Origin of the sequence: uncultured Bradyrhizobium sp. (genome assembly GCF_947648125.1) — a bacterium.
GTDB lineage: Bacteria > Pseudomonadota > Alphaproteobacteria > Rhizobiales > Xanthobacteraceae > Bradyrhizobium.
Window position 1 is genome coordinate 245,670 of sequence record NZ_CANSMR010000002.1, and the last position, 20,402, is coordinate 266,071.

Consider the following 20,402-nt stretch of genomic DNA (forward strand, 5'->3'; position numbering starts at 1 on the left):
GAGACCCGCAATACCCCAATGGTTGATCTGCGGAAAGCGACGAAAGGAAGGCGTATGTCCAAGAAAACGCGCAAGAAATCCTCCAACACAACCGGAAAGCGGGTCGCAACAAAGGTTGCGCGCGCCGCAAGCGCAAGCACTGGGAAGTCCGCGACGAAAACCCGCACAACGGTTGCGAAGAAGGCAGCGGCCAAAACCGCAAAGACCAAGAGCGCGGCGGGTGTTCGAGGCAAAGCCTCGCACAAAGCCGCATCGAAACCGTTAAAGCCGAAGGCGGCCGCGACCGTGACCAAGTCGTCCGCCGTCACACTCACTGAGGGCGCCGCGGCGCCTGACTTCGACCTGCCGCGCGACGGCGGAGGCAGCGTTTCACTGACGGATTTTGCCGGCAAGAAGCTGGTGCTGTTCTTCTATCCCCGCGCCGACACCCCCGGCTGCACAAGGGAGGCGATCGACTTCACCCGGCTCAAGAATGAGTTCGCGGCTTCAGGTGCCGAGGTGGTCGGCATTTCCGCCGATACGGTTAAGGCGCAGGAGTCATTTCGAAACAAACACCAGCTGTCGGTGCCGCTGGTCTCGGATCCTGCTCATCAGATGCTGGAGGCGTATGGCGCCTGGGGCGAAAAATCCATGTATGGCAGGACCTTCATGGGAATTATTCGCACCACGGTTCTGGTCGATTCCAGTGGAAAAGTCGCTCGTATCTGGCGCCATGTGAAGGTCGACGGCCATGCCGAAGCGGTATTGGAGGCCGTCCGATCGCTCTGACCGGAGGGTTCCGTTTCCTGAAAATTAACCATGGCGAGCTCAAATCGGCCCCGCAAATTAGCCGTACGGAGCTTGGTCCGACCGGCCGTGGGAGTACCGATGTCGAGCCGGTCCGGTCATCACCAGGAATACCAGAAACACCATCATCCTCAGGACCATGGCCGGACGCCGGCGCGCCGCCCGGTGGCCCAGCACGCCGCACCGGCGGCTGCCGTTACCGGCTCCGCCGAGGGCTATACGCTGGTCCATGCCGGCAAGCAGGTCCGGTTCGGGCCGGTGGTGTTCTGGATCGCGGTCGGCACCGTCGTCCTGCTCGGCATGTGGTCCGCTGCGACTGCGACCTATTTCGCGTTCCGTGACGACGTCCTGACCCGGCTGATCGCGCGCCAGGCCGAGATGCAATACGCCTATGAAGACCGCATCTCGGAGCTGCGCGCCAAGGTCGACCGCACCACCAGCCGCCAGCTGCTCGACCAGGAGCAGTTCGACCAGAAGCTCGATCAGATCATGAAGCGGCAGTCGGCGCTGGAATCGCGCGCCACCGCGCTCGGCGCGATGCCTGATGTTGCGACCACCGGATCGATCAAGCCGCAGGGCCGCGCCGACGCTGCGCCGTCATCCGGCACGCCAAAGCCCTCCCCGATCAGCGACACCGTGATCTTCGTGGCGCCGCCGGATCGCGAGGCGCGGCTGGAATCGCGCGCGCCGCTGATCGCCAAGGCGCAGCCGAACCAGTTCGCCAAGGCCCAGGGCGTCGACAACGTCCTGGTTCGTCTGCAGACCTCGCTCGATCAGGTCGAGCGGCGCCAGGTCGCTGCGCTGTCCTCGGTCGAGGACGGCATCGAGTCGCGGGTCCGCCGGATGCGCGGCGTGATCTCCGATCTCGGCCTCAACATGGCGCAGCTCGAAGCCGCGACGCCGCGCTCCGGCATGGGCGGCCCCTATGTGCCGGTGAAGCTCGCGCCCGACGCCGGCGCGTTCGAGCGCCAGCTCTACCGCATCAACATCAACCGCGCGCAGATGCAGCGCCTGAACCAGACGCTGGCGCTGGTGCCTTACCGCAAGCCCGTGGTCGGCGAGGTCGAGTTCACCAGCGGCTTCGGCGTTCGCTCCGATCCGTTCCTCGGCCGTCCGGCGATGCACACCGGGCTCGACTTCCGCGCCGCGCAGGGCGATCCGGTGCGCGTCACCGCCAACGGCAAGGTGGTGTCGGCGGGCTGGGCCGGCGGCTATGGCCGCATGGTCGAGGTCGATCACGGCAATGGGCTGTCGACCCGCTACGGCCATCTCTCCGAGATCGGCGTCAAGGTCGGTGAATACGTCAAGATCGGCCAGGTGATCGGCGCTGTCGGTTCGACCGGCCGTTCCACCGGCCCGCATCTGCACTATGAGACCCGCATCGACGGCGAAGCGGTCGATCCGCAGAAATTCCTCCGCGCCGGCGTCCGGCTCAGCGCGGGCTAGCTCAATCTCACAACGATCGATCTGAACATCGGCGCAAGCGGCCTCGCTTGCGCCGATCTCGTTTGTGGCTTGGAGCATCGGTTCTTATTGCATCAGCACCGATGCTCCAGTTTTTGTCTTGACGCGTTTTCTTCACGCGAACCGGCGTCCACTTCGCTCGAAAACGCTTTAGCGACGACCACCGCCGCCCATGCCGCCGGGCGGCCCGCCGCCACCGAATCCGCCACCGGGCCCGAATGGGCCACCGCCGCCGCCACCGGGGCCGAAGGGTCCGCCGGGCGAGCCGAAGCCACCCGGACCGGGGCCGGTCGTTCCGCCATTGAGGGGATCAGGCGCAGGACCGCCACCACCGGGCGGCCCGCCGCCGGGCGCGCCAGACGGCCCGCCACCTGGGCCGCTACCACCGGGGCCGCCGCCACCAGGCGCGCCGCGCCCGCCCGGTCCAGATCCATGTCCCGGCCCGGAGCCGCCGCCGCCTGACCCGCGGCCCGGCGTGCCGGGGCTCCGCACCGACGAGCCCGGGAATCTGGTGACCGCTTGCACCGACTCGACCCGCAGCTCATGCGTCCCCGACAGCTGCGCGTTGACGACCACGCGCGTATCGGCGGCCGGCGAAAAGCGCGAGTGGTCGCGAGCGACGAAGCCGGAGCCGAGCTGCAGGTCATTGCCGACCCGCCGCACATAGGCCTCGATCAACAGCCGCTTCGCGCCGGTGAGATCGGAGAAGTCGTCGGCGCGGCTGCGCGAGACCTGCATCACGCCCTGCGCGACATGGCCTTCGGCCTGCACGCGCTGACCGACCAGCGCCGCATCGACGCCGCTGAGCTTGAGCTCGCCGATCCGCAACGTCCCAGTGCGGTCGCGCTCGAGCGGACCTGCGACGCGCATCGCAGCGTCATGACGCTCCTGCACCAGGCTTGCGACGACGACGCCGTCGGTGCGGCGCAGCCCGAACACGGCGACATGCGCGCCGACCTTCAGCCAGCTCTCGCGGCCGCTCCAGGCAACCTTCTGGCCGAGCACCGTCAGCTCGCCCGCTTTCACCTGCTCGACCGGCCCGGTCACTTCGCTCATCACATCGATGCGCTTGGTCGACAGCGTGCCGCCGGCATCGCGCTCCGCCACGACGCGCGCGAGCTGTCCGATCCGCAGCGCCTTGGCGCTCGCCGCCTCGCCGTCGATCCGGACCGGCACGTCGGCCGCATAGGCGACGCGCTCGCCATTGACGTAGATCGAGCCGAACCGCTGGATCACGCCGACGATGCCGGTGCCACCGATGCCCTGGTCGGAGCCGGTGATCCCGGTGCCGCCGATGCCCTGATCGTTGCCGCGCTTCTTGACCTGCGCGCCCGCGAGCGACGTTCCGGCAAGCCAGAAGCCGATCAGCAGCGCGCGGCGGGAAATGACGGGCGGGCCTTTCATGCCGCACCGCCTTCATCGGCATCGTCATCGACCGGGCCGTCGGGGCCCTCGCGATAGATGTAGATGCCGAAATTCCAGCGGTAGTCGCCACCCTTGTCCTTCGCCAAGGCGCGGTTGGCCTCGCGGTTGGCGACCTTCAGCGCCTCCATCGCGAGCTCGCGCGAACGGCCCTCGAGCCGCTTTGCCAGCTTGGCCGACAGGCCATCGTAATGCACCGCGCGTTCGAGGAAGCGCGGTGTCGCCGACGACACGTTCATCTCGGCGGCCGCGACGTGGTCGTGCAGGTTACGGCCGAGATAATGCCATTTGCGATCGTCGTCGCCATGCGGGACGAAGGCCTCCTCGACCAGCATGATCTCGTCATCGTCATTGATGGTGACGAGCTTGCGGTCGAGCCATTCGTCGAGCACGGCGCGCGGCCGCACGTCCTTGGTGATCGATTCGACCAAGGTCTCGAACGACGGCGCGCCGCCGTCGGCGGTGCGCGGCAACGGCAGCGGATCGCCCTTCGTGTCGGTAAATTCTGGCGCGGCCAGCCAGCGCGCGATGATCGCGCTGGTGCGCGACAGCGTCGCCGGCACCGCATTGACCGGCGCGCCCGCGCCGCGCAGCCGCGCCACCTCCTTGCGGTGGATGCCGGTCAACAGGCTGACGCGGCTGTCGGTCTGCTCCTTGCCCTCGAGCGCGAAGTCGTGCTCGGCGACGTTGACATAGAGCTCGCGCAACAGCTGGGTCAGCGCCGGAAATGTCATGCCGCCGCGGACGCAAAGCCGCACCAGCGGGCGCAGCATCCGCGCCAGCGGCGCGTGCAGCTTCGCGGCGGCGATCGGCGCGGACGATCCCGGCTTCGGCTTCGGGGGCTTGGCATTCATGCCTAACTTTTAGCCGTCCGCTGCGTGGGACACAATCCCACCGTTTTGCCCACCTTACTTGACGTGTGACTTTTTCCCACTTATGGGAAACAAAAGTAACCTCCGGACACGGCGCGGCCTGCGGGCGCCGATATCCCTACGGACCGCTCCATGACGCCTGCCCGATTCGACCTTGCGATCGCGGAAGCCTGCCGGATCGCCCAGGTTCCTTACGAGGAGTTCGTGTCGACGGTGATGGCGGGCGGCTATCCCTGCCTGCCCGGCGTGGTGCCCGGCTCACCGCGCCGCTTCGGCGAAACCGACCTGCTGGCACTGTACATCTATGGCCGCCTGCTCGCCTTCGGCTTCGGCGGCTTGCGCGCCGGCGAATATGCCTGCCGCGCGCATGCCGGCCTCACCGCCGAGCCACGCGCGAACTCGATCTCGATCGCGCTGACAGCGGATGGCGGCAAGCGTGTCGTCATCGAGCAGTATCTGCAGCGGCCCGCAGCCGCGATGCTGCCCGAGCGGATCCATTTCGACATCCCCGCCATCCGGCGCCAGTTGCAGCCCTCTGCGACCGGCAGCGCGGCCGAACTGGCCTGACGTTTCCCTTAAGACTCGTCATGCCCGGGCTTGTCCCGGGCATCCACGTCTTCAGTGCCGCCGACCAGAAAGACGTGGATGGCCGGGACAAGCCCGGCCATGACGACATCTCACTACGCCCTGCGACCTCGCGGCGTGATCGCGCCGTCGTGCGCTCCCCCTTTCCCTACAAAAAGTTATCCACCGCCACACGTGGGACATAATCCCACATTTTAGTTGGACGTCATTGACGTGTGAAATTTTCCCACGTATCTAGAAATCCATTCAACAGGGAATCCGACGCAATGTCTCTTCGTTCGGCCCACGAACCCGGTTCGTCTTACGAACCCGGTCGGTTCGCCACCACCACACTCCGTTTCACGCCACAGGCGCCCTTCTGCTTCGCGCCGCAGGCGCCTTGCGGCCCGATCGAGCCGGTGCTTCCGGCGCTGCTGCGCTCGCTGGTGTTCGCCGCCGCGCTGGCGCTGCCGTTCGTCGTCGCCCTGTTCGTCGCATGATCCGGATCGAGCCGCCCATGATTGGTCTCAACGCGCCGGCCCGGCGTCCGTCGGTGCTCCACATCTTCAAGGTCTACTACCCCGATCTGTTCGGCGGCACGTTGACGGTGATCCGCGACATCTGCGCCTCCCTGAAGGACACGTTCGACGCCGCCGTGCTGGTCTGCTCGCGCTCCGGCGGCGAGCGGCAGATCGTGGTCAATGACGTTGCGGTGGAGCGCGTGCACTCGTTCGGCGACGTGCTGTCGCTGCCGGCGGCACCGACCTATCCGTGGCGGCTGTGGCGCCGCATCGCCGAGCACGATCTGCTGGCGCTGCACGCGCCCTTCCCGCTCGCCGACCTGGTGTTCGCATTCGGGCTCGGCCGCGCGCGTCCGCTGGTCGTGCACTGGCACGCCGATATCGTCTCGCACGCGGCGTTGCGCTTTCTGGTCGAGCCGATGATGCGGCGAACGCTGCGGCGCGCCGCCGCGATCATCGTCTCAGATCCGGTGCTGATCGAAACCACGCCGCTGCTGCAAGAAATCTCCGACAAGTGCCACGCCGTTCCGTTCGGCGTCGATGTCGAGAAATATGACCGGCCCGCCGCGCAAGCCGACGACGTCAACGCCCGCGGCCGCCTCGTGCTCGCCTGCGGCCGGCTGGTACCCTACAAGGGTTTTGACGTGCTGGTGCGCGCCGCGCACGCCCGCAATTTCGAGGTCTGGATCGTCGGCGAGGGCCGCGAGCGTGGCCATCTCGAGCAGCTGATCCGCGACTACGGTTTGCAGGACCGCGTCCGCCTGCTCGGCTCGGTGTCCGAGAGCGAACGCGTCAAGCTGATGCGCATCGCCGACGTCTTCGTGATGCCGTCGGTGACCAATGCCGAGACCTTCGGGCTGGTCCAGCTCGAGGCGATGGCGGCGAGCCGTCCGATCGTCAACACCGCGCTCGACACCGGCGTTCCGCATGTCGCCCGCGACGGCCTCGAGGCCATCACGGTGCCGCCTGGCGATCCCACCGCGCTCGCCGATGCCATCGAGACGTTGATCAACGATCCCGAGCGGCGCCGCCGCATGGGCCAGGCCGCGCGCCATCGCGCAATGACGAAATACTCGACATCAGCCTTCAAGGAGGGAGTGGAGACGGTGTACCGCAAGGTCGTTACCGAAGAGGCCGCCGCAAAGGACGCAGGGTCACTAGCCCCAGCCCCGCGCCCCCGAACGGCCGGTCTCGTCGGCGCGATCCAGATCGCAGCAGCGCTGGCCTGGTCAGACGTCCGCCATCGCTACGTCCGCTCCCTCCTTGGACCCTTCTGGATGTCGATCCAGATGGCGATCATGGTGGCCGTGCTCGGCTCGGTCATCGGCCATCTCTCGAACGCCAGCGCGGTGGCGCGGCTGCCGATGCTGGCGGCAAGCCTCACCGCCTGGACCTTCCTCAACAGCGTGGTGCTCGACGCCACCACCGCGCTGCAGGGCTCGGCCAGCCTGATCAAGGATCGCGCGCTGCCGCCGGTGATCTTCCTGCTGCAATGTACCTTCCGGCAGGCGCTGTTCGCGGCCCACAACGCGGTCGTGCCGCTGATCCTGTGGCTCGCGCTGACGCCGCGGGATGTCGGTGGTGCGATCGCAGCCCTGCCCGGCCTCGTCCTGTTCGTCGTCTGCACGCTCGGCGTCAGCCTCGTGCTCGGCGCGCTGGCGACGCGCTACCGTGACATCAAGCCGATCATCGAATCCTCGCTGACGCTGGCATTCCTGGCTTCGCCGATCATTTGGACGCCTGAGATGATCGATCGCGGCTCCACGGTGATGCGGCTCAATCCGCTGACGCATCTGTTCGCGGTCTGGCGCGACCCGCTGGCATCGGGCCATGTCGCGACGACGAGCGTGATCTACGTGCTGGCGTGTCTTGCCGCGCTCACGGTCGCCGCGATCGTGACGGTCGCTCAATTGCGCAAAGCGGCATTCTGGATCTAGCACATGGCAAGCATCGACCTCCGCGACGTCTGTCTCGATTATCCGCTATACGGCGCCTACGACTTCTCGCTGAAGCGCCGCCTGCTCGGCCGCCTGTTCCGCCAGACCAGCGAGATGCGCACCATCCGCGCGGTCGACAACATCTCGATCGAGGCGAAGGCCGGCGCTCGCATCGGCCTTGCCGGGCCGAACGGCTCCGGCAAGTCCACTTTGCTGCGGCTGATCGCCGGCGTGTTTCCGTCAACCAGCGGCGAGATCCAGATTTCCGGCAACATCGTGCCGCTGCTCGGCCTCGGCGCCGGCGTCAATCTCGATTTCGTCGCCGCCGACAACATCAACCTGCTGCTGCGGATCTCCGGCCGCAAGCCGACGCCGGCGATCCTGGACGAGATCTGGGCGTTCACGGAGCTGGAGGCACGGATGCAGCGGCTGCCGCTGCGCATGTTCTCGTCCGGCATGCTGATGCGCGTGCTGTTCGCGACCGCGACCGCCTTTCCCGCCGACATCCTGCTGCTCGACGAATGGCTCAGCGTGGTTGACGAGAATTTCTCGGCCAAGGCCGAGCAGCGGCTGCGCAAGATGGTCGAGGCCGCGGCGATCGTGATCATCGCCTCCCACGACCAGGGCCTGCTGCGCCGAACCTGCAACCGCATCGTCAATCTCGATCATGGCCGCATCACCAGCACCGTTACGCTGGATCCGCCCGTCCCGCATCACCTTGAGCTCAGAGAAATTAGCGCATGACAAAGATCCTGGTCGTCAGCGAGGCGCTCGGCGAACCCAACCACAAGCGCGGCATCTTCCATTTCACGCGTGAACTGATCCGCTCGCTGGCCGGCGACGGCCACGAGCTGACGCTGCTGGTCGAGACCACGCGCCGCTATCGCAAGCTGCGCCAGCGCCAGCAGCGCACGAGGCTGCTGCCCGACGGCTCGCGGCTGATCGAGCTGCTCGCACTCTATCGCTTCCTCGACGAGGCCGACATGAATGCGCCGGTCATGCGCAGCAGCGGCGGCCTGCGCCGCACCGTCGACTGGTTCCGCGGCAAGCTGCGTGCCGCGACCTCGCTGGAATTCGCGGTCAGCTTCCTGCGCGCGCTCCATCTGCTGCCGGCCGCCGTCAGCCTGATCGAGAACCATGCCGACGGCCTCGAATACATCCCGACCGACCTGCGCCATCTCAAGCTGTTCGGCGACTTCCTGCTCGAGCCCGGCTTCTACAGCTATCAGGACACGTCGGCGCTGCTGCGGCTGCCGCCGCCACGGGTCGATGCGCGCGGCTACGACGTCATCCTCGTCGACACGCCGACGCGGGTCGCGATCCAGCGCAAGCGCGGCGCCAAGGTGATCTGCGTCGTGCATGACCTGCTGCCGCTGACCGATCTCAAGCTCAGCGACGTCGCAACCCGGCTGTTCCTGTCGCGCCTGTTCACCAGCCTGCAACAGGCCGACGAGCTCGCTTTCGTCTCGAACTACAGCCTGGGCCGGTTCCGCGCTTTGCTGCCGCAGTTCGCACATCTGCCGGCGCGGGTGGTCTATCCCCGCACCAGGTTCGATGCACAGGCGCTGCCGGCAGTTTGTGCCCCGGGCGGACGGCCGTACTTCGTCGTGATCGTCTCCGCCGAGCCGCGAAAGAACCTCGCCGCGGTCATCCGCGCCTTCCGCAAATTGCCCCAGGCCGATCTCGTCGTGATCGGCTACACCGGCGCGCCCAGCCTGACCCGCAACGCACCGCCTAACGTCCGCTTCTCCGGCTATGTCGAGGAGCACGAGAAGGCCGCGCTGATTGCCGATTCCCATGGCCTGATCATGCCGAGCCTCGCCGAAGGCTTTGGCGTGCCGATCATCGAGGCGCTGGCCGCGAACACGCCGGTGCTGTGCTCCGACATCGCCGTGTTCCGTGAGGTCGCGGGCGAGCTCGCCGACTATTTCGACCCGTTCTCGATCGAGTCGATCGGCGCCTCGGTCAACCGGGTTCTGGCAGAGCAAGAGCAATGGCGGAACAAGATCCGCGCACGCCGGGCCGAGCTCGCCGAACGTTTCGGCCACCATACCCAGGCGCGCGACCTGCTGTCCCATAGAGTTGCCACGGAAAGCGTGACCTCGGTGCCGGCGCCGCCTGCCGCGATCGCCGCGTTCAACGGCGCCACCGTGTAGGCCGATCGTGACCACCGAATTCCACGCGTTCGGCGACGTCGTCGAGCCTGCACTACGATGGCGCGACCGCATCCGTGCCTGGTCCGGCTCAATCGCCTATGTCCGTACGACCGACATCCTGATCGTGCTGGCTGCCGCTGCGCTGCCGTGGTCGACGACCGCGCTCGCCGTCTTCATGCTGCTGTGGCTCGTCGCCGTGATCCCGACCATCGACTGGGAGCAGTTCATTCTCGACCTCGCGCAGCCGGCCTTTGCATTGCCGATCGCGCTGGTCGCGCTCGCAGTGCTCGGCGTGGCATGGTCGGAGGCCGGCTGGACCGAGCGGTTGCAAGGCATCAAGCCGCTCAGCAAGCTGCTGCTGCTGCCGTTCCTGCTCGGCTACTTCCAGCGCTCGCAGCGCGGGCTCTGGGTGTTCTCAGCTTTCCTGGTGTCGTGCATGCTGCTGATGATCCTGTCCTGGATCGTGCTGGCGCTGCCGCAGCTCAAGCTCGCGCACACCGCCTCGGACGGCGTGCCGGTCAAGAACTACCTCGACCAGAGCCAGGAATTCACGCTGTGCGCCTTCGCGCTGATGCTGCCGGCGTTGACGGCGCTCCGGGCCCGGCAATGGCGCATCGCAGCCGGCGCCATCGCGCTGATCCTGCTGTTCGCCGTCAACATGTTCTACGTCGTCTCGGCGCGGACCGCGCTGGTCACCATGCCGGTCCTGCTGGTCCTGTTCGCCTCGCTGCATTTGTCCCGCCGCGCCACGCGGCTGCTGTTCGCCGCTGTCGCGCTGGCGAGCCTGCTGGTGTGGACGACGTCCCCCTATCTGCGTCAGCGCATCGCCGACGTCGGCGTCGAGTATCGCGCACACGATACCTCCGGGATCGCCTCCACCGCGCAGCGCCTGACCTATTGGCGGAAGTCGGCGAAATTCATCACCGAGGCGCCGCTATTCGGTCACGGCACCGGCGCGATCAAGTACATGTTCACGCTGGATGCGACAGGACAAACCGGCCTCGACGCAGAGGTGATCAACAACCCGCACAACCAGACCTTCAATGTCGCCATCCAGTGGGGGCTCATTGGCGTCCTGCTGCTGTATGCGATGTGGACCAGCCACGTCCGGCTGTTCGCCGGCCGCGATCTCGTGACCTGGATCGGGCTCGCGATTGTCGTGCAGAACATCACGAGCTCGCTGCTCAACTCGCATCTGTCCGACTTTCATGAGGGCTGGATGTATGTGATCGGCGTCGGCGTCGCCGGCGGCATGGCGCTGCGCGCCCGGCGGCCGGAGAAGATCCTGGCGGACGCCTGCGGTGCGCCCCCGCGATAATACCGCGCAACATACTCGGCGTCGTCCCTGCGAAAGCAGGGACCCATAACCACCAGCATTCATTGTTGAGCGACTCTGGAACCACGAGTCCCTCAACAACAACCGCCTCGGCGTCGTCCCTGCTTTCGCAGGGACGACAGTGGTGTTTGCCGAGCTAGCGCGGGCTTTGTAGCGGCCAACCGCTTACCGCGTCGCGTCGTGCCCGACCTCGCCCGTGATCACATCGCCAAACAGCTCCCAGGCCTCGCCGTTAAATCGCATCAATTGCATCTGCTCGATCGGGTAGTAGTCGTCGGGCGAGGTGTTGACCATGATGCCCGGCAGCATCAAGTCGGAGTGGAAGTTCTTCAGGCTGGCCGCCTGCTTCATGACGTTCTCGCGCGTGAGATTGTCGCCGCATTGCTTCAGCACCTGCACCATGGCCTCCGACTGCACATAGCCATAGACGTTGTTGAAATTAGCCTTGTCCCCCTCGGGATAGTATTTGTCCATAAAGCCGCGCCACTTCACGACCGCGGGGTCCTTGTCCCAGGTTGGGTCGGTCGGATCCTTCAGGTACTGGGTCGAGATGATCCCCTTGGCATATTCGAGCCCCGCCGGCTTGAGCACCGAGGCGACCGTGGTCGCGGTGTTGGCGAGGAAGAACTTTGGCTTCCAGCCGAGCTCGCCGACTTTGCGGATCGCCTGCGCCGATCCCTTCGGCGCCGCCCAGGAGAAGAAGATGTCGGCGCCGGAATCGTGCAGCGCGACGATCTGCGAATCGATTGAGGGATCGGAGACCTCGTAGGACTTGTCGGCGATGATCATGTTCGCCTTGTCGCCGAGCCCGTCCTTCAGGCCCTTGAACTGATCCTTGCCGGCGTCGTCATTCTGCCAGAACACCGCGATCTTGCTATCGGGGAATTTGTCGCGAATGTATTTCGCATAGATCCGCCCCTCGCTCTGGTAGTTGGGCTGAAAGCCCATCGTCCAGGGGAAGTTCTTGGGGTCGCCGAATTTCGTGCCGCCGGAGGCGACGAACAATTGCGGCACCTTCTTGGCATTCATGTATTTCATGATTGCCGAATTCGACGGCGTGCCGAGTGCCTGGAAGATCAGCAGCACTTCGTCGCTCTCGACCAGCTTGCGCGCCTGCTCGATCGCCTTCGGCGGCGAATAGGCATCGTCGTAGCTGATGAAGTTGATCTTGCGGCCGTTGATGCCGCCCTGCTCGTTGATCATCCTGAAGAACGCGGCCTCGGTCTTGCCGATCACGCCGTAGGACGACGCCGGGCCGCTATACGGCATGATGTTGCCGATCTTGATTTCGCCATCACTTGCGCCGGGATCGTATTTCTTCTGTGCGGTGGCGGAGGTCGCGATCAATGCGGCACTTGCGAAGGCCACGATCGCGCCAATATATCCAGAACGAGCCGGCATCGTTTTCTCCCGATTATCGTCGTGGTTTTGACGACAAGTCTCGCAAGAGACGCATGTGCTGGCAAGCGCTGGGTTTTTCCGTTGGGCGAAACGGCATTGTTGCCTGGCGCTATTTATGATTGAAGTCGATCTGGGGATCACGAGTCGAGGCGTTCTGATTGCGTAAACCGGACATTCGTACCGGTCCGCGGCATCCGCGTATTGCGGCCGCGGGCTATGAGATCACGCGCCGCCTCAGCGAACGTGCGCTGGCGAAGCGTGGCCTGCACAAGGCCAACGGCGAGTTCGCGCAGCGCACGATCGCTTCGATCCGCGAGAGGCTGCAGCGCGGCGAGACCGTCTACATCGCCGGCCTCGCTTGTCCCGGCACCCACAACACCGGCGTCGCGCTGGTCGAGGTCACCCAGAAGGACGGACCGCGCCTGATCGTCAACAACGAGGAAGAGCGCTTTTCCGGAAACAAACACACCAATGAGTTTCCGCAACACGCGCTCGACGACATGCGCAAGGTGTTGCAACGGATGGGCCGCGACATCGGCGACATCGCGGCCTTCGTCACCACATGGGACTATCCGGCGCTGCTGGCGATGCTGATCCGCACCTCGCTCGAGGAAGCGCCGGCCAGCATCAAATTGCTGCGCGCGCCGATCGCCCCGGCGATCAACCTGCGCCAGATGGACCAGGTGCGGCGTATCGCGCGCAGGCTCGGCAGGATGTACGGGCTCGGCGAACAGCTGCCGCTGATCTGCATGCCGCATCACGACAATCACGCCTGGTACTCGTTCACCGCATCGCCGTTCGCCGACGTGCGCGAGCGTGTCGCGATTGCGGTGCTCGACGGCACCGGCGACGTCGGCTCGATTTCGCTCTATGTCGCCGAGAACGGCGAGATGAAGCAGCTCTATTGCAACGAGAGCCTGTTCGATTCGCTCGGCGCCTTCTACACCGTGATCTCGTCGAGCCAGGGCGGCTGGACCTGGCTCTCCAGCGAGGGCCGCTACATGGGCGCCGCCGCCTGGGGCGACATGAACCGCGCCACCAATCCCTATTATCAGCGCCTGAAGGCGGTGCTGCAGCTCGGGCCCAATGGCAGCGTGCAGCTCAATCGCGCGATGGCCAATTGGTACGCCGACCCCGCCGACACCCCCTATCATCAGCCGTTGATCGATATTCTCGGCCCGCCGCTACGGCCCGACCAGCTCTGGAATCCCGACGCCGTGCTGCGCGTCGAGGACATCAATCACCGCCCCGACACCAAGGACCGCGTCGACAAGGCTGCCGCCACGCAATTGGTGTTCGAGGACGCGATGATCCATGTCATCGATCATCTCCTGCGCATCACCGGCACCGACCGTTTGGTGCTGACCGGCGGCGTGGCGCTGAACGCGCTCGGCAACATGCGGCTGCTCGAGCACTTTGACGAGGCGTGGTTCGAACGCGTGCAGCAGCGCAAGACGCGGCTGCATATGTGGGTGCCGCCGGTGCCCGGCGATCCCGGCGTGCCGATCGGCGCGGCCTGGCTGTTCGCGCATTTGGCGGGCGCTGCGCGCGGTGCGCCGCTGTCGCACGCATTCTATTGCGGCCTGCCGCCCTCGAACGCCGACATCACCGCGGCGCTGCAAGCTGACGACATCGCCTCGACCGAGATCGGCAATGTCGCGACATCGGAAGGGCGCGATGCGGTTGCCGATCTGATGGCCAGCATGGTGGCGCAAGGCGGCGTCATCGCGATCTATCAGGGCGCGGCCGAAACCGGTCCGCGTGCGCTCGGTCATCGCTCGATCCTCGCCAACCCCTGCGACCCCGAAGTGCGCGAGCGGCTCAACGAGCGCGTCAAGTATCGCGAGGCGATCCGGCCGCTGGCGCCGATGGCGACGCTGCAAGCCGCGCGCGACTATTTCGAGCTGGAGGACGGCGCGTCCGACGCCGACTACAATGCCTACAACTACATGGTGCTCACGGCACATTCGAAACCGGAGGCGCGGGCCAAGATTCCCGCCGTGGTGCATGCCGACGGCACCGGCCGCATCCAGATCGTGCGCGAGGCCGACGATCCCCTCACCTACGCCTATCTGAAGGCGCTCGGCCGCCATATCGGCGTCGAGATGTCGGTCAACACATCGTTCAACGTCGCGGGCCCGATCGCGCAGACGCCGGCGCAGGCGATGGACACGCTGCGTCGCTCCAAAGGCCTCGATGCCGTGGTGCTGGTCGCCGACGACGGCACCGCCTATGCCGCCTGGCACGGCGGCGGGCGCGACAGCGGCCGCTTCAGCGGATGGTATGCAGCGTGGAAGCAGGCGCGCGGCTGAACCAGGTCAAGACGCGCCCGTCGATCAGGAGCAGCGCGCTCGCGATCACGAGCGCACCGATCATCTCGCGCGGCGCGACCGGCTCGCCGAGCACGAGATATCCGAGCAGCATCGCGGTCACCGGAAGCAGCAGCGTCACCAGCATCACATTGGTCGCGCCGGAGCGCTGCAGGATCTGAAAGAACACGATGTAGGCCAGCGCCGTCGACAGCGCCGCGAGCCCGAGCACGGCGAGCCATGTGGTCCGATGCGGCATCGGCAGCAGCCGGGGTCGTTCGGCCACTCCGGCGACGACCGCCATCATGACACTGGAGGCCATCATCTGGAACGTCGCCGTGCCTAAGGGCGGCACGCGCTGCGGCAGCCGCCGCCCGACCAGCGCCGCGATGCCGTAGCTGAAGGCGCCGGTGAGGCACAGCAGGATGCCGATGCCCTGCCGGCTCTCGAAGCCGAGCGCATCACCGTGCAGGATCGCGACCCCGATCAGCCCGACCACCACGCCCGCCACGCGGCGCGCCTGCAGCCGTTCCTCGCCGGCCGCAGCCATCACGACCACCGCAAACAGCGGCGTCGTCGCATTGAGGATCGAGGCCAGCCCGCTCGGAATATAGGTCTGCCCGAACACGATCAGCGAGAACGGCAGCGCGTTGTTGAACAGCCCCATCGCGGCGAACGGGGCCCAGCCGGCCAGGCCACGCGGGAACTCGATCTTCCGGGCCCGCAGCAACGGCAGCAGGATGAGCGCGCCGAGCAGGACGCGCAGCAGCACCAAGGTCAGCGGCGGCAATTCGCGCAGGATGACGCCGTTGAAGAAGAACGAGCCGCCCCACAGCACCGACAGAAAGAGAAGCAGCCCCCAGTCGCGGCGATCGATCCTGTTATCGGCGGAAGGCATGGCGGGCACTCATCTGCGCAGGCGCAGATGCCTAGCCGGGCGCGGCGACGATGGCCACCCGATTTCCGTGAATGGCGGCTCTGCTTATTTCGGCCGCGACACGATCTCGATCATCTGGCCTTCGTCGGCGTCTGGCGCGTGGGCCTTGGCCTTGTCGTAGGCGGTGAGCGCGGCGCGGCTGACGGGCACGCCGGGCAGCAGCGTCTCGGCGAGCCGCACGGCGTAGTCGGCATCCTTGTGGCGCAGCGCGGCCGTGAAGGACGCGCCGGAGAAGTTGCGGTCGATCATCCGCTTGCTGTGGCGGATCACCTGCGGGCTCGCGATCGCGCCGGTCGCCAGCGCCTCGGCCACCAATTGCATGTCAAGGCCGGCCTGCTCGGCGATCGCGACGCCCTCGGCGAGGCTTGCGATCTGCGCCGCGCCGATCAGATTGTTGATCAGCTTGAACACGGTGCCGGTACCGACCGCACCGAAATGCCGGATCGTGCTGCCGATCGGGGCGAGGAACGGCCGTGCCTTCTCGAGATCAGCGGCATCGGCGCCCACCAGCAGCGTCAGCTTTCCCGCGGCCGCCGCTTCGGGGAGCCCGGTAACCGGGCAATCGATGTAGATCAGGCCGCGGCTGTGCAGCTCGCGCGCCATGTCGAGCGTGTGCTGGTACGAGACCGTCGAGCATTCGATCGCGAGCGTGCCGGCCTTCATGGTGGCGGCGGCGCCGTCCCGGGTCAACCAGACCGCGCGCGATGCCTCGTCGTCGGCGACCATGGTCACGACGGCATCGGCATCGATCGCGGCATCCTCCGGCGAGGTCGCCCATTGCGCGCCACGCGCGATCAAATCCTCGGCCTTGGCCTTGCTCCGGTTCCACACCGTGACGGTGAAGCCGGCATCGAGGTAACGGCCGGCCATCCCGTGGCCCATGCGTCCCAATCCGATGAAAGCGACGCGCGGCATGGGCTAATCCACATCCTCGACGGAGCCGGGCCCGGTGCCGAAAGCACGCTGCGCCAGCGTCGCCGCCATGAATTCATCGAGATCGCCGTCGAGCACACCCGAGGTGTCGGAGGTCTGCACGCCGGTGCGCAAATCCTTCACCATCTGGTAGGGCTGCAGCACATAGGAGCGGATCTGGTGACCCCAGCCGATGTCGGTCTTGGCGGCCTGATCGGCTGCCGCCTGCTCCTCGCGCTTCTTCAGCTCGATCTCGTAAAGCCGCGCGCGCAGCATGTCCCAGGCTTGCGCCCGGTTCTTGTGCTGGGAGCGGCCGGCCTGACAGACCACCGCGATGCCGGTCGGAATATGCGTCAGGCGCACCGCCGACTCGGTCTTGTTGACGTGCTGACCGCCGGCGCCGCCCGACCGCATGGTGTCGGTGCGGACATCGGACTCCTTGATCTCGATCTTGATCGAGTCGTCGATCACGGGGAAAATCTGCACCGACGAAAACGAAGTGTGCCGCCGCGCGTTGGAATCGAACGGCGAGATGCGCACCAGCCGATGCACGCCGGCCTCGGTCTTCAGCCAGCCATAGGCGTTGTGGCCAGAGATCTGGATGGTGGCGGACTTGATGCCGGCCTCTTCACCCTGCGACTCTTCGAGGAACTCGATCTTGAAGCCGTGCTTCTCCGCCCAGCGCGTGTACATGCGCAGCAGCATCTGCGCCCAGTCCTGGCTCTCGGTGCCGCCGGCACCGGCATGGACCTCGAGATAGGAATCGAACTTGTCGGCCTCGCCCGAGAGCAGCGCTTCCAGCTCGCGCCGGGCGACCTCCTTCTTGAGGTCCTTCAGCGCCTTCTCGGCCTCGGCGACCACGGCCGCGTCGTTCTCGGCCTCGCCGAGCTCGATCATGCCGATATTGTCCTCGAGCTCGCGCTCGACCTTGCCGATGCCCGAGAGCGAGTCCTCCAATGAGGTCCGCTCCTGCATCAGCCGCTGGGCCTTCTGGGGATCGTTCCAGAGATTGGGATCTTCAGCGAGCTTGTTCAGCTCAGCGAGGCGTGCCGTCGATTGTTCGACGTCAAAGATGCCTCCTCAGCAGCCCGACTGACTGCTTGATCTCTTCAACAAGGCGTTCGATTTCCGCGCGCATGGTCTTTCAGGTGTTGGTGAAAAAGCGTGCCGGGGATGTAGCGACCGGCGCGGCAAAGCGCAATCGGCTTGGCCGCGCTATCCCGGCGATTTGGACGTGCAGATGGCTAATACAGCCCCCCGGTTCCCGGCCGCATGAAGAAGCCGCCGTCGGGCTGTCCACCACTCTGCGACGGCTGTGGGCCGGGCGGAGGGCCGCGGCCGTCGGCATCGGCGACGCCGATGACCGAGTAGTTGTCCGGCGGCGCGGTGCCAGGCTTGAAGGCTTCGAGGATAGTATTGCCGCCATCGCCCGGGCCGGCACGCATGCCGGTCTTGGCGTCGACGCGGATCAGCTTGATGCCCGCCGGAACCTTGAACGGGGTCGGCGGCTTGTCGGCGAGCGCAAGCTTGAGGAAGTCGCGGGCGATCGGAGCGGCCACGTGACCGCCGGTGGCGGTGCGGCCGAGATTGCGCGGCTTGTCGTAGCCCATATAGACGCCGACCGCGAGATCCGGCGAGAAGCCGACGAACCAGACGTCCTTCTCGTCATTGGTGGTGCCGGTCTTGCCGGCGATCGGCTTGCCGACCTCCCTCACGACGGTCGCGGTGCCGCGCTGGACGACACCTTCCATCATCTCGGTGATCTGGTAGGCGGTCATTGGATCGAGCACCTGCTCGCGGCGGTCCACCAGCTGCGGCTCCGGCTGGCTCTTCCAGCCGCCCGGCGCGTCGCAGCCGCGACACTCGCGGGTGTCGTGCTTGAAGATGGTATGGCCGTAGCGGTCCTGGATGCGATCAATCAGCGTCGGCTTCACGCGACGGCCGCCATTTGCGAACATCGAATAGGCCGTGACCATACGCATCACGGTCGTTTCACCGGCACCCAGCGCATACGACAGATAGTTCGGCAGTTCGTCATAGACGCCGAAGCGTTTGGCATACTCGCCGACCAGCGGCATGCCGATGTCCTGCGCGAGCCGCACCGTCACGGTGTTGAGCGAGCGCTGCAGCGCGTTGCGCAGTGTGGTGGGGCCGTAATACTTGCCGGTCGAATAGTTCTCCGGACGCCACACGCCGGCGCCCTGCCCTTGATCGATCTCGATCGGCGCGTCGATCACGGTGGTCGACGGTGTATAGCCGTTGTCCAGCGCCGACGAGTAAACGATCGGCTTGAACGACGATCCGGGCTGTCGGTAGGCCTGCGTCGCGCGGTTGAACTGGCTCTGGTCGAACGAGAACCCGCCGACCATCGCGAGCACGCGGCCGGTCCACGGATCCATCGCCACCATGGCGCCCGACACTTCAGGCAATTGCCGCAGGCGATACTGGCCCTCGACCGCAGTGCCTTCCTTGGTCACCAGCGGGTCGGCATAGATCACATCGCCGGGCTGCAGCACCTGCGAGACCGCCGTCGGCGCCTTGCCCTTGGTCTTGGCCCAGCGCACGCCATCCATCGTGATAATGCCGGTCTGCCGCTCCTTGCTGACCGCTCCGCCGAGCTCGCGGCCCGGCTGGAAGCCGATCCGCGCCGACTGATCGCTGGTCTCCAGCACCACCGCCATCCGCCACGGCGAGATGTCGGAGAGCGATTTGACGTCGGCAAGCTTGACGCCCCAGTCGCCGGAGACGTCGAGCTTGTGCACCGCGCCGCGCCAGCCCTGCGCTTCGTCGTAATTGACGAGGCCTGCGACCATGGTCTTGCGCGCCATCACCTGGATCTTGGGATCCAGCGTGGTGCGGACCGACAGGCCGCCCTCGTAAAGCTTCTTCTCGCCATAACGCTCGAAGATGTCGCGGCGGACTTCCTCGGCGAAATATTCGCCGGCAAAGATGTGCGCGCCGTTCGAGCGGCTGGTAACGTTGAGCGGGTCCTTGCGCGCCTTGTCGGCGTCGGCCTGCTTGATCCAGCCGTTCTCCAGCAGGCGGTCGATCACATAGTTGCGGCGCTCGATCGCGCGATCACGGTTGCGGACCGGATGCAGCGCGGCCGGCGCCTTCGGCAGCGAGGCGAGATAGGACGCTTCCGCGATCGTCAGCTCGTTGACCGACTTGTCGAAGTAGACCAGCGAGGCGGCCGCGATGCCGTAGGCGCCGAGCCCGAGATAGATTTCGTTCAGATAGAGCTCGAGGATGCGGTCCTTGGAATAGGCGCGCTCGATGCGCATCGCCAGCAAGGCTTCCTTGATCTTGCGCGCGAACGAGACCTCGTTCGTCAGCAGGAAGTTCTTGGCGACCTGCTGGGTGATGGTCGAGGCGCCCTGCGGGCGGCGGTTGGAGCCGTAGTTCTGCGCGTAGAGGATCGCAGCGCGCGCCATGCCCTGATAGTCGATGCCGCCGTGCTCGTAGAAGTTCTTGTCTTCGGCGGCGAGGAACGCGTTGATCACGAGCTTCGGCACCGCCTGGATCGGCAGATAAAGCCGGCGCTCCTTGGAGTATTCGCCGAGCAGCGCGCCGTCGACGGCGTGCACGCGGGTCATCACCGGCGGCTCGTAATCCTGGAGCTGTGAATAGTCGGGCAGATCCTTGGAGAAATGCCAGATGGCGCCGGCGACGGCGGCGACGCCGACCAGGAACACGACGGTTCCGGCGGCGAACAAGAAACCCATGAACCGCACGAGCAGGCGCATTATCGACGTTCCGTTCCTACCCTCCGGCGCTCAATCGTC

16 protein-coding genes are annotated in these 20,402 nt (G+C 66.1%); 9 read left to right on the forward strand and 7 right to left on the reverse strand.

The annotated features are described in order from the left end of the window. Nucleotides 1-54 precede the first annotated feature (54 nt). Nucleotides 55-768 (forward strand): peroxiredoxin, encoded by a 714-nt coding sequence (locus Q0030_RS04750; protein WP_298363526.1) that lies wholly within the window; start codon nucleotides 55-57, stop codon nucleotides 766-768. Between the two features lie 99 nt (nucleotides 769-867). Continuing rightward, nucleotides 868-2,232: a peptidoglycan DD-metalloendopeptidase family protein gene (locus Q0030_RS04755; protein WP_298363527.1), complete on the forward strand. Its 1,365-nt coding sequence runs from the start codon at nucleotides 868-870 to the stop codon at nucleotides 2,230-2,232. A gap of 168 nt (nucleotides 2,233-2,400) precedes the next feature. Here the strand turns inward: Q0030_RS04755 and Q0030_RS04760 are convergent, their stop codons facing one another. Together Q0030_RS04760 and Q0030_RS04765 are read right to left on the reverse strand one after the other, a co-directional pair. Beyond that, the gene (locus tag Q0030_RS04760; protein WP_298363528.1) at nucleotides 2,401-3,654 is read right to left on the reverse strand and encodes a DUF5666 domain-containing protein; all 1,254 of its coding nucleotides are present in this window, start codon (nucleotides 3,652-3,654) and stop codon (nucleotides 2,401-2,403) included. Then, complete coding sequence (locus tag Q0030_RS04765) at nucleotides 3,651-4,526, reverse strand: DUF6502 family protein (protein WP_298363530.1); 876 nt, start codon at nucleotides 4,524-4,526, stop codon at nucleotides 3,651-3,653. The genes Q0030_RS04760 and Q0030_RS04765 overlap by 4 nt, the downstream gene beginning before the upstream one ends. A 150-nt stretch (nucleotides 4,527-4,676) precedes the next feature. Between Q0030_RS04765 and Q0030_RS04770 the strand changes: the two genes are divergently transcribed. The 6 genes from Q0030_RS04770 to Q0030_RS04795 all read left to right on the forward strand — a co-directional run bounded on the left by Q0030_RS04770 (nucleotide 4,677) and on the right by Q0030_RS04795 (nucleotide 11,040). Next, a complete protein-coding gene (locus tag Q0030_RS04770) occupies nucleotides 4,677-5,111 on the forward strand; it encodes a hypothetical protein (protein WP_298363532.1) in 435 nt (144 codons plus the stop codon). A 284-nt stretch (nucleotides 5,112-5,395) separates the two neighbouring features. After that, entirely contained in the window at nucleotides 5,396-5,608 is a 213-nt protein-coding gene (locus Q0030_RS04775; protein ID WP_298363533.1) for a hypothetical protein, read from the forward strand. Between the two features lie 17 nt (nucleotides 5,609-5,625). Further along, a complete protein-coding gene (locus Q0030_RS04780; protein WP_298363535.1) occupies nucleotides 5,626-7,566 on the forward strand; it encodes a glycosyltransferase in 1,941 nt (646 codons plus the stop codon). 3 nt (nucleotides 7,567-7,569) lie between these two features. After that, nucleotides 7,570-8,310: an ABC transporter ATP-binding protein gene (locus Q0030_RS04785; protein ID WP_298363536.1), complete on the forward strand. Its 741-nt coding sequence runs from the start codon at nucleotides 7,570-7,572 to the stop codon at nucleotides 8,308-8,310. Further along, nucleotides 8,307-9,722, forward strand: coding sequence for a glycosyltransferase family 1 protein (locus Q0030_RS04790; RefSeq protein WP_298363537.1), 1,416 nt, complete (start codon nucleotides 8,307-8,309; stop codon nucleotides 9,720-9,722). Before Q0030_RS04785 ends, Q0030_RS04790 begins: the two co-directional genes overlap by 4 nt. Nucleotides 9,723-9,729: 7 nt before the next feature. Then, nucleotides 9,730-11,040: an O-antigen ligase family protein gene (locus tag Q0030_RS04795; protein WP_298363539.1), complete on the forward strand. Its 1,311-nt coding sequence runs from the start codon at nucleotides 9,730-9,732 to the stop codon at nucleotides 11,038-11,040. Nucleotides 11,041-11,223: 183 nt separating this feature from the next. On the opposite strand, the gene Q0030_RS04800 is transcribed toward Q0030_RS04795, so the two are convergent. Further along, nucleotides 11,224-12,459 carry an ABC transporter substrate-binding protein gene (locus Q0030_RS04800; protein ID WP_298363541.1) on the reverse strand — a complete coding sequence of 412 codons (1,236 nt, stop codon included), beginning with the start codon at nucleotides 12,457-12,459 and terminating at the stop codon, nucleotides 11,224-11,226. Nucleotides 12,460-12,617: 158 nt separating this feature from the next. On the opposite strand from Q0030_RS04800, the gene Q0030_RS04805 reads away from it, so the two are divergent. Then, nucleotides 12,618-14,771: a carbamoyltransferase C-terminal domain-containing protein gene (locus Q0030_RS04805; RefSeq protein ID WP_298363543.1), complete on the forward strand. Its 2,154-nt coding sequence runs from the start codon at nucleotides 12,618-12,620 to the stop codon at nucleotides 14,769-14,771. Here the strand turns inward: Q0030_RS04805 and Q0030_RS04810 are convergent. From Q0030_RS04810 to Q0030_RS04825, 4 genes are all read right to left on the reverse strand, one after another. Beyond that, nucleotides 14,731-15,666: a DMT family transporter gene (locus Q0030_RS04810; RefSeq protein WP_298363545.1), complete on the reverse strand. Its 936-nt coding sequence runs from the start codon at nucleotides 15,664-15,666 to the stop codon at nucleotides 14,731-14,733. The two genes, Q0030_RS04805 and Q0030_RS04810, sit on opposite strands and share 41 nt — an antisense overlap. Nucleotides 15,667-15,750: 84 nt before the next feature. Then, complete coding sequence (locus tag Q0030_RS04815) at nucleotides 15,751-16,620, reverse strand: NAD(P)-dependent oxidoreductase (protein ID WP_298363546.1); 870 nt, start codon at nucleotides 16,618-16,620, stop codon at nucleotides 15,751-15,753. Between the two features lie 3 nt (nucleotides 16,621-16,623). Continuing rightward, nucleotides 16,624-17,755 (reverse strand): peptide chain release factor 2 gene (prfB, locus tag Q0030_RS04820; protein ID WP_298363547.1). Its coding sequence is split into 2 segments (ribosomal slippage): nucleotides 16,624-17,685 and nucleotides 17,687-17,755, totalling 1,131 coding nucleotides; the frame shifts between segments, so codons are not numbered across the junction. A gap of 106 nt (nucleotides 17,756-17,861) precedes the next feature. Beyond that, complete coding sequence (locus tag Q0030_RS04825) at nucleotides 17,862-20,363, reverse strand: penicillin-binding protein 1A (RefSeq protein ID WP_298363548.1); 2,502 nt, start codon at nucleotides 20,361-20,363, stop codon at nucleotides 17,862-17,864. Nucleotides 20,364-20,402 lie beyond the last annotated feature (39 nt).

Coding starts and splice junctions, on each gene's coding strand:
- Q0030_RS04750 (WP_298363526.1), top strand. CDS start 55: ATGTCCAAGAAAACGCGCAAGAAATCCTCCAACACAACCGGAAAGCGG.
- Q0030_RS04755 (WP_298363527.1), top strand. CDS start 868: ATGTCGAGCCGGTCCGGTCATCACCAGGAATACCAGAAACACCATCAT.
- Q0030_RS04760 (WP_298363528.1), bottom strand. CDS start 3,654: ATGAAAGGCCCGCCCGTCATTTCCCGCCGCGCGCTGCTGATCGGCTTC.
- Q0030_RS04765 (WP_298363530.1), bottom strand. CDS start 4,526: ATGAATGCCAAGCCCCCGAAGCCGAAGCCGGGATCGTCCGCGCCGATC.
- Q0030_RS04770 (WP_298363532.1), top strand. CDS start 4,677: ATGACGCCTGCCCGATTCGACCTTGCGATCGCGGAAGCCTGCCGGATC.
- Q0030_RS04775 (WP_298363533.1), top strand. CDS start 5,396: ATGTCTCTTCGTTCGGCCCACGAACCCGGTTCGTCTTACGAACCCGGT.
- Q0030_RS04780 (WP_298363535.1), top strand. CDS start 5,626: ATGATTGGTCTCAACGCGCCGGCCCGGCGTCCGTCGGTGCTCCACATC.
- Q0030_RS04785 (WP_298363536.1), top strand. CDS start 7,570: ATGGCAAGCATCGACCTCCGCGACGTCTGTCTCGATTATCCGCTATAC.
- Q0030_RS04790 (WP_298363537.1), top strand. CDS start 8,307: ATGACAAAGATCCTGGTCGTCAGCGAGGCGCTCGGCGAACCCAACCAC.
- Q0030_RS04800 (WP_298363541.1), bottom strand. CDS start 12,459: ATGCCGGCTCGTTCTGGATATATTGGCGCGATCGTGGCCTTCGCAAGT.
- Q0030_RS04810 (WP_298363545.1), bottom strand. CDS start 15,666: ATGCCTTCCGCCGATAACAGGATCGATCGCCGCGACTGGGGGCTGCTT.
- Q0030_RS04815 (WP_298363546.1), bottom strand. CDS start 16,620: ATGCCGCGCGTCGCTTTCATCGGATTGGGACGCATGGGCCACGGGATG.
- Q0030_RS04825 (WP_298363548.1), bottom strand. CDS start 20,363: ATGCGCCTGCTCGTGCGGTTCATGGGTTTCTTGTTCGCCGCCGGAACC.